The organism is Albidovulum marisflavi, assembly GCF_025751435.1.
GTDB classification, from domain to species: domain Bacteria; phylum Pseudomonadota; class Alphaproteobacteria; order Rhodobacterales; family Rhodobacteraceae; genus Albidovulum; species Albidovulum marisflavi.
On sequence record NZ_JAOWKY010000004.1, the window covers coordinates 374,447 to 387,994 of the forward strand.

Annotated in this window: 10 protein-coding genes and 1 tRNA gene; 5 read left to right on the forward strand and 6 right to left on the reverse strand. The window is 61.3% G+C overall.

Annotated elements, in window-relative coordinates; genetic code table 11:
• Nucleotides 1-86 precede the first annotated feature (86 nt).
• Genes OEW28_RS15780 through OEW28_RS15790 form a run of 3 tightly spaced genes read left to right on the forward strand, consistent with a single transcriptional unit; the run spans nucleotide 87 to nucleotide 4,663 of the window.
• On the forward strand, nucleotides 87-1,127 hold the full coding sequence (locus OEW28_RS15780; RefSeq protein WP_263735758.1) for an ABC transporter permease: 1,041 nt from the start codon (nucleotides 87-89) through the stop codon (nucleotides 1,125-1,127).
• A 12-nt stretch (nucleotides 1,128-1,139) separates the two neighbouring features.
• Complete coding sequence (locus OEW28_RS15785) at nucleotides 1,140-2,567, forward strand: ABC transporter permease (protein WP_263735759.1); 1,428 nt, start codon at nucleotides 1,140-1,142, stop codon at nucleotides 2,565-2,567.
• Between the two features lie 11 nt (nucleotides 2,568-2,578).
• Nucleotides 2,579-4,663: a dipeptide ABC transporter ATP-binding protein gene (locus OEW28_RS15790; RefSeq protein ID WP_263735760.1), complete on the forward strand. Its 2,085-nt coding sequence runs from the start codon at nucleotides 2,579-2,581 to the stop codon at nucleotides 4,661-4,663.
• Between the two features lie 94 nt (nucleotides 4,664-4,757).
• On the opposite strand, the gene OEW28_RS15795 is transcribed toward OEW28_RS15790, so the two are convergent.
• The 3 genes from OEW28_RS15795 to OEW28_RS15805 are packed head-to-tail and all read right to left on the reverse strand — an operon-like array spanning nucleotide 4,758 to nucleotide 8,196.
• Nucleotides 4,758-5,879 (reverse strand): carbohydrate ABC transporter permease, encoded by a 1,122-nt coding sequence (locus OEW28_RS15795; RefSeq protein ID WP_263735761.1) that lies wholly within the window; start codon nucleotides 5,877-5,879, stop codon nucleotides 4,758-4,760.
• Nucleotides 5,880-5,884: 5 nt separating this feature from the next.
• Nucleotides 5,885-6,844, reverse strand: coding sequence for a carbohydrate ABC transporter permease (locus OEW28_RS15800; protein WP_263735762.1), 960 nt, complete (start codon nucleotides 6,842-6,844; stop codon nucleotides 5,885-5,887).
• Complete coding sequence (locus OEW28_RS15805) at nucleotides 6,841-8,196, reverse strand: ABC transporter substrate-binding protein (protein WP_263735763.1); 1,356 nt, start codon at nucleotides 8,194-8,196, stop codon at nucleotides 6,841-6,843. The genes OEW28_RS15800 and OEW28_RS15805 overlap by 4 nt, the downstream gene beginning before the upstream one ends.
• A 302-nt stretch (nucleotides 8,197-8,498) precedes the next feature.
• Between OEW28_RS15805 and OEW28_RS15810 the strand changes: the two genes are divergently transcribed.
• Entirely contained in the window at nucleotides 8,499-9,464 is a 966-nt protein-coding gene (locus OEW28_RS15810) for a glucokinase (RefSeq protein WP_263735764.1), read from the forward strand.
• On the opposite strand, the gene pgi is transcribed toward OEW28_RS15810, so the two are convergent.
• From pgi to zwf, 3 genes are read right to left on the reverse strand one after another with little or no spacing between them, the layout of a single operon-like run.
• Complete coding sequence (gene pgi / locus OEW28_RS15815; protein ID WP_263735765.1) at nucleotides 9,461-11,065, reverse strand: glucose-6-phosphate isomerase; 1,605 nt, start codon at nucleotides 11,063-11,065, stop codon at nucleotides 9,461-9,463. The genes OEW28_RS15810 and pgi overlap by 4 nt on opposite strands.
• Before the next feature lie 11 nt (nucleotides 11,066-11,076).
• Nucleotides 11,077-11,748 (reverse strand): 6-phosphogluconolactonase, encoded by a 672-nt coding sequence (pgl, locus tag OEW28_RS15820; protein WP_263735766.1) that lies wholly within the window; start codon nucleotides 11,746-11,748, stop codon nucleotides 11,077-11,079.
• A complete protein-coding gene (gene zwf, locus OEW28_RS15825; RefSeq protein ID WP_263735777.1) occupies nucleotides 11,745-13,205 on the reverse strand; it encodes a glucose-6-phosphate dehydrogenase in 1,461 nt (486 codons plus the stop codon). Before zwf ends, pgl begins: the two co-directional genes overlap by 4 nt.
• Before the next feature lie 189 nt (nucleotides 13,206-13,394).
• On the opposite strand from zwf, the gene OEW28_RS15830 reads away from it, so the two are divergent.
• Nucleotides 13,395-13,468 (forward strand) — tRNA-Gly (locus tag OEW28_RS15830).
• The last annotated feature ends 80 nt before the right edge of the window (nucleotides 13,469-13,548 follow it).

Sequence of the window (13,548 nt, forward strand, 5' to 3'; positions counted from 1 at the left end):
CGGTTTCCCCGCGCGCCTTTTCATTCGGTCCCGATCTGAATTCGCGCTAACCTCCCTCCGTGACGTGGGAGGAAGGGAAAAAGCCCATGCTGACTTTTCTGCTCAGACGACTGGCGACGATGGTACTGACGGCTTTGTGTCTTACCTTCATTGTCTTCTACCTGACGAACCTGCCCCCGAACCTCGAAAAACTTGCGAAATCCGAAGCGGGAAGCCGCATCACGGACACCGAGGTCGAGAGCTGGCTTGAGAAGAACGGATACGCAAGTCCGCTTCTGGTCCGCTACGGCGAGTGGCTTGGCGTGGTTCCGGGGTGGACCCACGAAGCCGACGGAGTGACGCAGGGCCGATGCATCGAGCGCGGCCAGGACCCCGAAACGGCGCCCCGCTACTGCGGCGTCCTGCAGGGGGACTGGGGTTTCTCGACCGTTTTCAAGGATGACGTGTCTTCGATACTTGCGACCCGTCTGTCTCTGACCGGGATACTGATGGCCTGGGTCATGATCGTCATGGTTCCGGTGTCGCTGATCATCGGCGTGATGGCGGGGATGCGCGAAGGATCGAAGCTCGACCGGTCGCTCTCGACCTTCTCGATCGCTTCGACGGCCACCCCCGAATACGTGTCGGGGGTTATCCTGATCGCGGTCTTCGCGACGTCGATGGGATGGAAGGTCTTCAAGGGGACCGCCACAAGCGCGATGGATGAGATCACGTTCGAAAACTTCTTCCTGCCCGTGATCACGATCGCGCTTTACGGCATCGGCTATATCGCCCGCATGACCCGCGCCTCGATGACCGAGGTGATGACAGCCCAGTACATCCGCACCGCGCGGCTGAAGGGCGTGTCATTCCGCAACGTGGTCATGAAACATGCCCTTCGCAACGCGCTGATCGCGCCTTTCACCGTGATCATGCTGCAGTTTCCTTGGCTGCTGAACGGGGTCGTGATCACCGAAACGTTGTTCAACTACAAAGGTTTCGGCTGGACGCTGGTCTCGGCCGCCGGCAACAACGACATCCAGCTTCTTCTGGGCTGCTCCGTTGTCGCAGTCTTCGTGGTTCTGGTGACCCAGCTGATCTCGGATATCGGCTACGTCATACTGAACCCGCGCATCAGAATCTCGTAAGGAGGAATAGACATGGATCCCTTGAGCTGGACCGGCTCCCTGTCCGTCCTCAACCCGATCATGATCGGCGTCGCCGCACTTCTGGCGCTGTCCGTTATCGCGCAGATCATCCTTTCGCTCTTTGCGCCGGAACCTTCCGTCAAGGTCAATGCCGACGGCACCCTGATTGCCCGGGGCGGCATGTACGGCAGCTCGGAAAAGGCCGTCCGATGGTTCTTCCTTGCACTGGTCGCGCTTGGCCTGACCTACGTTGTCGCAGGCGTCGTTATGCCGATGGGATCTGCCGGCATCATCGGTGCGATTTCCAAGCAGCTGACGCCCGTCTGGGGCTCGCTGATCGTGCTGTTCGTGCTTTCGTTGCGCTACAAGCGGCGCCTGGGGCTTTACGGCAAGCTCTTCGACTCTTCGATCGGCATGATCGGCTTCGGAATCGTGATGTTCTGGGTCTTCACGGCGATCTTCTCTGACTTTATCGTGACGCATGACGTGCTGAGCCAGGTCAGCGGCATGAAGAACAAGCTTCCCGGTACGCCTACCCCGAATGGGGAAGGCTGGTACCTGATGGGAGGCGATCACCTGGGCCGCGACGTGTTTTCGCGCGTGATCGCCGGCAGCCGGATCGTGATCATCATCGCGCCCTTCGCGACGATCTTCGCCTTCATGGTTGGAATTACCCTGGGTCTTCCCGCCGGCTACTATGGCGGCAAGCTGGACACCGGGCTTTCCTTCCTGTCGAACCTGATCCTGGCGTTTCCCGTCATCCTGTTCTTCTACCTGCTGGTGACTCCGGAAATCGTCCAGACGGGTATGCCGCAGTATCTTGGCGTGGTTTTGTTCCTGTTCCCGATCATCTTCCTGATGGTGCTCGTGAACTCCCGCTTCTACGTCGTGCCGGCGCGGCGCAACGTGATGCTGCTGATCATCGGGATCGTGGGCGGATACTTCTACCTGTCTTTCGTGGGCGAAGCAGGCACGCGCGTGTCCGTTCTGCCTGCGTCGCTCGACGTCATCCACATGCCCGGAAACATGCTGATCGTGTTCGTCTCGGTGGTCTTCGTGAACTCGCCCACCGTGTTCCGCATCGTTCGCGGCATCGTTCTGGACATCAAGACCCGCGACTACGTCGCAGCCGGCCAGACCCGGGGTGAACGGCCTTGGTACATCATGATCTGGGAAATCCTGCCGAACGCGCGCGGACCCCTGATCGTGGACTTCTGCCTGCGCATTGGCTATACGACGATCTTGCTTGGCACCTTGGGCTTCTTTGGCCTCGGGCTCAGCCCCGAAAGCCCTGACTGGGGGTCGACCATCAACGCGGGCCGCAAGCTGATGACAATCGCACAGCATCCCGCAATCGTTCCCGCGCTTGCATTGATGAGCCTCGTGCTGGGTCTGAACCTGCTGGCCGATGGTCTGCGCGAAGAAAGCCTGAAGGATTAAGGGGAACCGCCATGACGAAGTGGGACTACGACGGCCCGATCCTCGAGATCGAGAACCTCTCGATCAGCTTCTTCACCCGGCTTCGGGAAATCCCCGCGGTGATGGACTTTTCCTGCGTGGTGCAGCCTGGCGAGGCGATGGGCCTTGTCGGTGAATCCGGCTGCGGCAAGTCGACCGTCGCGCTTGCCGTGATGCGCGACCTTGGCAAGAACGGCCGCATCGTCGGCGGTTCGATCAAGTTCAAGGGCCGCGACCTGACCACGATGAGCGAGGAAGAGCTGCGCGACCTGCGCGGTTCGCAAATCGCGATGATCTATCAGGAGCCGATGGCCTCGCTGAACCCCGCAATGCGGATCGGGCAGCAGCTGATGGAAGTCCCGATGATCCACGAAGGGGTCAGCAAGGAAGAGGCGTACAAGCGCGCGATGGAAGTGGTGACGGACGTGCGCCTGCCCGACCCGGAGCGGATCCTGCGGTCCTATCCCCACCAGCTGTCGGGCGGCCAGCAACAGCGCATCGTCATCGCGATGGCGCTGATGTCGAAGCCCGCGTTGCTAATCCTGGACGAACCGACGACGGCGCTTGACGTGACGGTCGAGGCCGCGGTCGTCGATCTGGTCAAGGACCTGGGCAAGAAATACGGCACCTCGATGCTGTTCATCAGCCACAACCTTGGGCTGGTGCTTGAGGTTTGTGATCGTCTCTGCGTGATGTATTCGGGCGAGGCGGTCGAAACCGGCGCGATCGAGGATGTCTTCAACAAGATGCAGCATCCTTATACCCAGGCGCTGTTCCGCTCGATCCCGCTCCCTGGCGCGGACAAGAATGCCCGGCCGCTGATCGCGATTCCGGGCAACTTCCCTTTGCCCCATGAACGCCCGAAAGGCTGCAACTTTGGCCCGCGGTGCAATTACTTCGTCGATGGCCGTTGCAACGCGGCCGAGATTCCCATGGTCGAGGTCTCGGGCAACGACCGTCACGACACGCGCTGTATCCGGGTCGATGAAATCGACTGGGACGCCAAGCCCGTGGTCGCGAAGAAAAACGTCAAGACCGAACCGGGACGCGTGGTCCTGAAGATGGACGACTTGCGGAAATACTACGAGATTTCCGCCTCGAGCCTGTTCGGCGGCGGCGACAAGCGGGTGGTCAAGGCGAACGAGACACTGAGCTTCGAGGCACGGGAGGGAGAAACCCTTGCCATCGTCGGTGAGTCCGGTTGCGGCAAGTCCACCTTTGCCAAGGTGCTGATGGGTCTGGAAACGGCGACGTCGGGCAAGATCATGCTCTACGACAACGAAATCCAGTCCACCCCGATCGAACGCCGGTCGACCGAGACGGTTTCGGGCGTTCAGATGGTTTTCCAGAACCCGTTCGATACGCTCAACCCGTCGATGACGGTGGGCCGGCAGATCATCCGCGCGCTCGAAATCTTTGGCGTCGGCGAAAGCGATGCGGAGCGTCGGACCAAGATGCTTGAGTTGCTGGATCTCGTGAAGCTGCCCCGCGCCTTTGCGGACCGCATGCCACGCCAGCTTTCGGGCGGTCAGAAGCAGCGCGTGGGCATCGCGCGGGCCTTTGCCGGCGGGGCAAAGATCGTGGTTGCCGACGAACCCGTTTCGGCGCTTGACGTGTCGGTGCAGGCCGCCGTGACAGACCTTCTGATGGAGATCCAGCGCGAAAACAGGACCACGTTGCTCTTCATCAGCCACGACCTGTCGATCGTCCGCTACCTTTCCGATCGGGTCATGGTGATGTACCTGGGCCATGTTGTCGAGCTGGGCACAACGGACCAGGTCTTTGCGCCCCCTTATCACCCTTACACCGAGGCGCTGCTGTCGGCGGTACCCATCGCGGACACGCATGTCGAGAAGAAGCACATCGTGCTAGAGGGAGAAATCCCTTCCGCGATGAACCCTCCGACCGGATGTCCGTTCCAGACGCGTTGCCGCTGGAAATCGAAGGTGCCGGACGGGTTGTGCGACCGCGAGGTGCCGCCTGTGCGGGTGCTTGCGGGTGGGCACCAGATCAAGTGCCATCTTTCGGACGACTACTTCGCCTCGATGGAGCCGGTGATCAAGATCGCGGCAGAATGACAGACAAACGGCGCCCCTCAGGGCGCCGTTTCGTTTTCCGGCGCGCGACGCGCTTCAGCCTTTGGAAACGCAGCAAGACTTCGTTCAATGGAAGTCACTTCAGGGCGATGCCCAACAATCCGCTCTCTACCCTCTTCTGAAGAGCAAGAAACACTAGGATCGGAACCGCGCTTGCCACGCAGGCCGATGCGCTGAGCATCGCCCAGTCTCCGCCGTTGGTCCCCATCAGGTTGATCAACCGCCCGGTAAGAACCAACGTGTCATCCTGAGGACCAAGAAAAACTAGCGCCACGAGAAGATCGTTCCAGACCCACATGAACTGGAAGATTCCAAAACTGACGAGCGCCGGGAAGGTAAGCGGCAGGACGATCCGGGTGAAGATGTGAAAGTCGCCCGCACCGTCCATGCGCGCGGATTCCACGATCTCTCTCGGCACGCCGGCCATGCGGTTTTGCAGCAGATGTATTGCCAGAGGCATGCCGAATCCGGTGTGGGCGGCCCAGACCCCAATGTAGCTTTTGGGGTCGAACCCCATGGCATGACCCGCAGAGTTGTAGAAAGCCAACAGGGGTATCAATGACATCTGCAGCGGCACGACCAGAAGCCCGACAACGATCAGCCTGAGTAGCCACCGGCCCGGAAAGCGCATCCAGGCCAGCGCATAAGCCGCGAATGCCGCGATCAGCGCCGGGATCACGGTCGCCGGGACCGCGACAATCGCAGAATTCAGAAATGAGCGGCCAACGCCCGCTGCAAACAGGACATTTGCGTAGTTCTCCATGGTAAGTCGGGGTCCTGCCGTCACCGAATAAAAGATTCTCTGCCTGTGGGTTCGGGCAAAGCTTTCTGTACCCGACAGAAAGAAGCTTCCGTCCGCTTCGACCCGAAGTGTGCCCCCACCTGTCAGGTTCGCCGTCTCACCCGCCGCGAAATATGTGGGCTGCAGCGAACTTACGCCCCAAGCGATCAGGACCTCGCCATTCCCAGGCAAGGAACCGGTGACGATGTAGCGGCCGTCGACCGGTTCGCCCTTGTCCTCTGGGACCCGATAGACCTGCATTCGGCTCGAAGATGACAAGGCCGTCCACCAACCCGATACCGCGACCTGATCCCTGTCGCGGAGCGAGGTGACCAGAACTCCGAGTGACGGCAAGGTCCATGCCACGACGAAAACCAGGGCTGACAGGTGGACCGCGAAACGGCGCAAAGGCTTCATTCCGATCAACCGTCCTTGCCCGCACGCGCGTTGGCGACCTTCCATGTCAAAATTGGCGCGACCAGTATGAGGATGACCAGCGCGACCGCAGCGCCCCTGCCAAGGTCACCACCGCCCCGGAACATCAGGTCGAACATGAGGTGCGCGAGAACCTTCGAATTCCACTGCCCGTTCGTCATGGCAAGAACGACATCGAAGACCTTGAGCGTGATGACGAAGATCGCAAGGAAGACAACCGCGATCGCGCCTCGCATCTGCGGCACGATGATCCAGAAGAACAACTGAAAGCCATTCGCGCCATCGATCCGGGCAGCCTCAATCATCGCCGCAGGGATGGCGTGTAATGCTGCGGACAGGACGATCATGGCAAATCCGGTCTGCATCCAGATCACGATCACCATCAGGAGGAAGCTGTTCCAGAATGGCAAGGCCATCCAGGCCTGCGGTTCGCCGCCGAGCCCCACCACGATCGCGTTCAGAAGGCCGATCTGCTCCAACCCGGCGCCGCGGAAATCATAAACGAACTTCCAGATTGAAGCTGCGCCGACCGAGGATAGCGCCATCGGCAACACCATAAGCATCTTGGCTATGCGCCCCCAACCGATCTGGCTTGTCAGACTTGCCGACAGCAAACCAAGCACGGTGGAGGCCGCCGGCACCACGGCAAGCCAAAGAACGGTGTTGACCAAGGCAGCCCGAAACTCGGCACTCAAGACCAGCCATTGGAAATTCGTACCACCGACGTAGCTTCGCCCTGACTGATCGTGGAACGCAAACCAGATTGAAGCAAACACCGGATAGATCTGATATATCCCCAGAAACATCAGGGCTGGCCCCAAGAACAGCAAGGGTCGCATGAACGCGGTCGTCCTTGGGGTGGGGGGAGTTCGCGGGACGACATCGCCTTGGGGAGTCAGACCTCGCCTCAGCCACAAGTTCATCCCTGCTTGCAGGCGCCCGGTCACCCGAGTTCATTCCATGCGGACTGGACGGCGCGGGCGACCTCGGCTGCGGGCTTGCCGCCCACGAAATCGATCATGGCGCCCCAGAATGCGCCCGCGCCGATCCTTCCCGGCATAAGGTCTGAGGCATCGAAACGGAAGGTCGTGGCGTTCATCAGGATGTCCGCCTGCTTCTTCAGTTCGCCATTCGCGTAGGCGTCGGTGTTGGCAGCCTTGTACGGGGTCAGGAACCCTGCCTGGGCCATCCAGAGTTCATGCGCGATCGGAGTCTTCAACCAGTCGATGAAAGCTCGGGCCGCCATGCCGTCCCTTGTGATCGAAACCAGGGTTCCCGAACCCAGAACGGGCGTGCCAAGGCCGCTGTCAGCGTAGGCAGGAAAGTAGAAGAAATCGGCATCCAGACCTAGCCGGGTGTTCTTGGGGAAGAACGACGGAATGAATGAGGCCTGACGATGCATGTAGCATTGGGGCGGCGAGGTGAAGAGGCCCGCAGGGCTGTCCCGGAAATCGCTCGCGGCCACCGCTGCCGAACCGCCAAGAACGAAGTCCTTGTTCAGGGCGAACCAGCCGAATTCCTCGATGGCCTGGACGACCGCAGGATCGTCGAATGGTATCGCATTGCTGATCCACTGATCATAAACCTCTGGCGGCTGGGTGCGAAGCAGGATGTCCTCAACCCAGTCAGTGGCTGGCCACCCCGTCGCACCGCCAGAGCCAAGCCCGATGCACCAGGGGGTAGCGCCATCGGCAACGATCCTTTGGCTCAGTGCCTTCAGCTCCTCCATGCTTTCCGGAACCTCGTAGCCCGCATCCTCGAAGTTCTCGGGAACGTACCAGATCAGTGATTTCAACTCGGCCTTGTAGGGAAAGGCGTAAAGCGCGCGTTCACCATCGGCGTTTGCGTAGGTTCCCAGTTGCGCCCAGCTATCACCCGCAGCGTAATTTTCGCGCAGCCATGTTTCGGTTTCTGTTCCAAGCGGCGTCAGAAAACCCTTCAACGCCAGATCAGACAAGAGGCCCGGCTGGGGCAGGATCGCTATGTCCGGAGGGGACCCTGCGTGGGTGTCGATGACGATCTGTTGTTCGTAGTTTTCAGACGAGGCGTATGAAACCTTCGCGCCCGTCGCCGCGGCGAAGTAGGCGAACACGTTTTCGGCAAGCGTCTGATCCTGTCCCCTCCAGGGGCCGAAGATCGTCAGCGCCTGATTTTCCAGCCTGTGTGACGCACCAAAGCTTTCGTAGCTTTCCCAGCTGAAGCGGCCGTCTACGCCCGGGGCAAAAATCAGTTCTTGCGCCCATGCCGGGCTGACCAGAAGGGTGCCCGCGGCAATAGCGCAGGCAAACAGGGTCTTCATCGTCCCCTCCTTTCGGTCCCCTGTCATGCGATGACCAAGGTATGAAAGAATGTCTGTGTCCTAGGCCGTTAAAACGCTCGCAAGGCGCGCCGGCATGAAAGGCTTGCGCCCAAACTGGTGAACAAACAGTTAACGCCTAGCCACTCTTCGACGGCCAGCATCGCTTGTGCCGTCGGGGAGACTCGGGCGGCAACGCAAAACACAGCGAAAAGCATCTTGGACTTTCCCTTCCGATCCTGAATGATCGCGAAACCAAGGGCGTGCTGTCACGCCGACAAAGGCGCACTTTCCCGGATACGATGATGACTTCTGCCCCTATGATCCTTGCCGATGTCGGCGGCACGAACACACGTGTTGCGCTGGCGCGCTACGGCCAAGTGGATCGCGGTTCGATCCGTCGCTATCCGAATGCCGGTCATTCCGGGCTGGAACCGATCCTGAGCGGATATCTGTCGGACATGGGTGAGGTCCGAACCGCTGGCGCCTGCGTCGCCGCGGCAGGCCCGGTCGAGGCGGGGCGAGCCGAAATGACGAACCTGTCCTGGGTGATCGAAAGCCAGGGCGTTGCCGACGCCACCGGCGCGGGAACGGTCGCGATCCTGAACGACTTGCAGGCGCAGGGTCATGCGCTTGGACATATCGCACAGGGTGCCTCGCGGCCCATCCTTCAGGGAGAACGCGCCGAGGGGCAAGTGCAGCTGGTGATTGGCATCGGCACCGGGTTCAATGCGGCCCCGGTTTACGATACGGCCAGCGGCCGCATCGTCGCGGCCTCGGAAAGCGGGCACGTGTCACTGCCCATCCGGACAGATGCCGACTTGCGCCTGGCAAGCCAGGTCGGCGGCAAGCACGGCTTCACCGGGGTTGAAGAGGTGCTGTCCGGCCGCGGCCTTGAACAGACATTTTCCTGGGTGGCGCACGAAGCAGGAAGCGATCAAACCCGAGACGCCAGCTCGATCATGCAAGGGATCGCCTCAAACGATGATCTGGCCCGCGCGGCGGGGGGCGTCTTTGTCCGCATGTTGGGCATGGTGGCGGGCAACCTCGCGCTGACCTTCCTGCCATTCGGCGGCATCTATCTGATCGGCGGTGTCGCCCGCGCCTTCGCGCCGCATCTGGAAGACCTCAGCTTCAGGGAAGCCTTCTTCGACAAGGGACGATTTTCGCAGTTCATGGAACGCTTCCCGGTCAGCGTGGTCGAGGATGACTATGCCGCACTGACAGGCTGCGCCATGCATCTGACAGCGCTGATGCGTCGCGCGGCCTAGCTCATACCCCTGATCCGATCGACAAGGCGCAAGGTCGAACCGTCCTTGCCCGCGCCGTCGCTTTCCCCCTTCAGCACCGGGTCCAGCGCCACCGCAAGCTCCTTGCCCAACTCGACCCCCCACTGGTCAAAGGAGTTGATGCCAAGAATCACGCCCTCGACGAAGACGCGATGTTCGTAAAGGGCGATTATCTGCCCCAACGTGAAGGGCGTGAGCTTCGGATAAAGAAGCGTCGTCGACGGCCTGTTGCCCGGAAAGACCCGGTGATGCGCCTGACGAACCAGTTCTGCGCCCGACAGGCCTCGGGCCACCAGCATCGCGCGTGCCTCATCAAACGACCGGCCCCGCATAAGAGCTTCGGACTGGGCGAGACAATTTGCGGCCAACAGCCTGTGCTGGTGGGTCAAATCGGGTTCGTGGCCTTGGGCACCCAGCAGGAATTCGCACGGTATGACCCGCGTGCCCTGGTGGATCAACTGGTAGAAAGCATGCTGCCCGTTCGTGCCCGGCTCCCCCCAGACCACCGGACCGGAGTCCATCGACAGGACCGAGCCATCCATCGCGACCCGCTTGCCGTTGCTCTCCATCTCCAGCTGCTGAAGGTAGGCGGGAAGGCGCGAAAGCCGCTGCTCGTAGGGCAGAACTGCGCGGGTCGCATGGCCGCAGATCTGGTTGTGCCATATCCCGACCAGCGCCAGCAGAACCGGCAGGTTCCTGATGAACGGCGCTTCGCGGAAATGCGCGTCCATGGCCGCCCCACCCCGCAGAAAATCCCGGAACCGCTCGGGCCCGATCGCGATCATGAGCGAGAGACCAACCGGCCCCCACACCGAATAGCGCCCGCCCACCCAATCCTCGAACCCGAAGACGCGCCCGCCATCGATGCCGAAGGCGGCCGTGCGATCAAGCGCGGTGGAAACGGCCGCAAACTGGCGGCTGGGTTCGCCGACCTTGGACGCCATCCATCGGCGCGCCGTGTCGGCGTTGGTCATCGTTTCGATCGTGGTGAAGGTCTTGGACGCCACGATCACCATCGTGGTTTCCGGGTTGAGCTGCGCCAGCACGTCATGCACATGCGCGCCGTCCACGTTGGAAACGAAATGCACGCGCGGACCGTCACAGTACGGGGTCAGGGCAAGACAGCCCATCGCCGGGCCCAGGTCGGACCCACCGATTCCGATGTTCACCACATCGGTGATCCGGCCCCCCTGCCCGCGCGCGCGGCCCGTGCGCAGGTCGCGGGCGAACGCCTCCATCCGCTGAAGCGTCGCGCGCACGGGCGGCATCACGTCCTGCCCGTCCACCATGACCGGTGTATCCGGGTTGCGCAGCGCCGTGTGCAGAACGGCGCGGCCCTCGGTTTCATTGATCCGAGCGCCCGCAAACATCGCTTCCCGCCGCTGTTCTACCCCCGCGGCATTGGCAAGGGCGATCAGAAGATCCCGGCCCTTCGCGCCAAGATTGGTCTTGGAATAGTCGAACAGCATCCCATCCGCCTCGGCCGAAAAATCCTCGGCACGGGCGGGGTCGTCGAACAATGACAGGATCGCGCGGTCGCGAACCAGTGCGTGATGACGATGCAACTCCTCCCACTGGATCATGACCGTTCCTTTCAGGGGGCCCAGTGGACGGTGGCGGCGTCCAGGACAGCGCGCACGGGCGCCTCGTCCGGCTCCAGGGTCTGCGCCCGCATCAGCGCCTTGCGCTTTTCCTCGCCGGTTATCAGGATATGCGTGTTCATCGCATCCTCCAGCACGCGTGCGGACAGCGTCATGCGCGGCTCGCCCGCCCCCGGCGCGGTAATCGGCACCAGGATCGGGGCATCCGGCGACAGGGCCTGCTCAAGGTGATCGGCTTTGGGAAACAACGATGCCGTGTGCATGTCCGCCCCCATGCCAAGCAGCAGGACGGAAATCGGAAGGTTCGGCTCGATCGCCTCGGACAGCGCCTCCACAGCATCCTCGGGCGCGGGTGTGTCGGCATAAAGCGGAATGAACCGTGCCGCCTCGGCCTTGCCCGTCAGAAGCCGTCGCTTCAGCATCCGCGCGTTGGACCGTTCATCGGTTTCGGGCACCCATCTTTCGTCGCTTGGAAAGATCGTGACACGGTCCCAGTCAAGCTTGACGCCCGAAAGGATGTCGAAGACCGGACCCGGCGTCGAACCACCTGCCACGCAAAAGGATGCGCCTTCATTCTGACGCAGGGCTGCGGACAGTTCGCTTGCCAAAAGATCGGCAAGATCGAACATCATCAGTTCGCTGTCTGGATATTCTACCAGTTTCATTCTCGTATCTCCCGCCATCTGCGTCCATCGCGATGCAGAAGCATCAACGCGTCCTCAGGCCCCGAGGATCCCGGATCATAGCCCTTGGGTCTGTCGCCCCGCGCATCCCATCCGGCGATGATCGGATCTGTCCAGGCCCAGGCAGCTTCAACTTCGTCCCCCCGCATGAACAACGTCTGGTTGCCACGGATCACGTCCATGATCAGCCGCTCGTAAGCGTCGGGTATGTCCTCGCCATTCTCGCCCAAGGCCTCGGCGAAGGACATGTCCAACGGCACCTCGGTCAGGCGCATGCCGCCCGGTCCGGGTTCCTTGATCATGACCGACAGGGTCATGCCCTCGTTGGGCTGAAGCCGGATCGACAGCACGTTTTCGCGCCAGCCCTCCTCTTCACCGAAGATCGAGTGGGGCACTTCCTTGAACACGATCGCGATCTCGGATGCGCGCGCGCGCAGCTTCTTGCCGGTCCGCAGGTAGAACGGCGTGCCCTTCCAGCGCCAGTTGGCGATGTCGACCTTCAACGCGACGTAGCTTTCGGTTCGGCTGTCTGGGTTTTCGGCGTCCGCGCAATAGGATCCTTCGGTTCCCTTGCCCATGCCTCGATACTGACCCCGCACGATGTCTTCGGGCCTGACCGGCTCCAGCGCGTGGATCACCTTCAGCTTTTCATCGCGAACGGCATCGGGATCGAAGCGGTACGGCGCCTCCATCGCGATCAGGCACAGCAGCTGCATGAGGTGGTTCTGCACCATGTCCCGCATGGCGCCCGACCTGTCGTAATAGGCGCCCCGCCCGCCGACGCCCACGGTTTCGGCCACCGTGATCTGCACATGATCGACGTGGCGTGCATTCCAGAGCGGTTCGAACAGGATGTTGGCGAAACGGACCGCCATCAGGTTCTGGACCGTTTCCTTTCCAAGGTAGTGGTCGATGCGGTAGATCTGATGTTCGGTGAAGTGCAGCGCGAGTGTCGCATTCAGCGCCCGAGCACTTTCCAGATCCCGGCCAAAGGGTTTTTCCACGACGATCCGGCTTTCGGGCGTCGCGATTTCATAGTGATGCAGCCGTTCCGCCAGATCACCAAAAAGCGACGGCGCGACGGAAAAGTAGAACGCGCGCACCACGTCGGGGCGTATCAGGTCGGCAAGCACGCTCCAGCCACTTTCGCCTTTCGCGTCGATTGCGACGTAGTGCAGACGCTCCAGGAAAAGGCCCAAGGCTTCCGCCTCTTGCGCGGCCTTGCCGCCGAACTCCTCTATCGCTTCCCTTACAAGGCTCCGGAACGCCTCGTCGTCCATGTCACCGCGGGCGGCCCCGATTATGCGCGCATCCTCCGGCATCTGCCCGGCAACAAAACGGCGGTAGAGGCCCGGCAGAATCTTGCGGCGCGCCAGGTCGCCGGTCCCGCCAAAAACCACAAGGTCGAAGCTATCGACCGGAATGACGCGCGAGACCATAATGTGCCCCCCCTTGACCGTTAGCGCTAACGGCTGGTTCATTATCCGTTACTTGACCGAAAGTCTAGCATCCGCTCAGTCCGGCGGGAACACGCGTCAAATCGGATAGTCCCACACAGACCGAACAAAGATCATGCCCGCTTTGCGCGCTTGACGAAACGGCGTTGCTGACATACCTCTCAGGTCGTTGCGGGTGTAGCTCAATGGTAGAGCAGAAGCTTCCCAAGCTTACGACGAGGGTTCGATTCCCTTCACCCGCTCCAAGAGAAACCCCCGTAACCATCTGATAATAAAGACGTTTTTGCGGTGATATCCGCGACAGTCACAACCGCGATAACCTGAA

Bases quoted from the DNA above. Each gene is read 5' to 3' on its own strand.
- OEW28_RS15810 (WP_263735764.1), top strand. From the start codon at position 8,499: ATGACTTCTGCCCCTATGATCCTTGCCGATGTCGGCGGCACGAACACA.
- OEW28_RS15780 (WP_263735758.1), top strand. From the start codon at position 87: ATGCTGACTTTTCTGCTCAGACGACTGGCGACGATGGTACTGACGGCT.
- pgi (WP_263735765.1), bottom strand. From the start codon at position 11,065: ATGATCCAGTGGGAGGAGTTGCATCGTCATCACGCACTGGTTCGCGAC.
- OEW28_RS15795 (WP_263735761.1), bottom strand. From the start codon at position 5,879: ATGAAGCCTTTGCGCCGTTTCGCGGTCCACCTGTCAGCCCTGGTTTTC.
- zwf (WP_263735777.1), bottom strand. From the start codon at position 13,205: ATGGTCTCGCGCGTCATTCCGGTCGATAGCTTCGACCTTGTGGTTTTT.
- OEW28_RS15805 (WP_263735763.1), bottom strand. From the start codon at position 8,196: ATGAAGACCCTGTTTGCCTGCGCTATTGCCGCGGGCACCCTTCTGGTC.
- OEW28_RS15790 (WP_263735760.1), top strand. From the start codon at position 2,579: ATGACGAAGTGGGACTACGACGGCCCGATCCTCGAGATCGAGAACCTC.
- pgl (WP_263735766.1), bottom strand. From the start codon at position 11,748: ATGAAACTGGTAGAATATCCAGACAGCGAACTGATGATGTTCGATCTT.
- OEW28_RS15785 (WP_263735759.1), top strand. From the start codon at position 1,140: ATGGATCCCTTGAGCTGGACCGGCTCCCTGTCCGTCCTCAACCCGATC.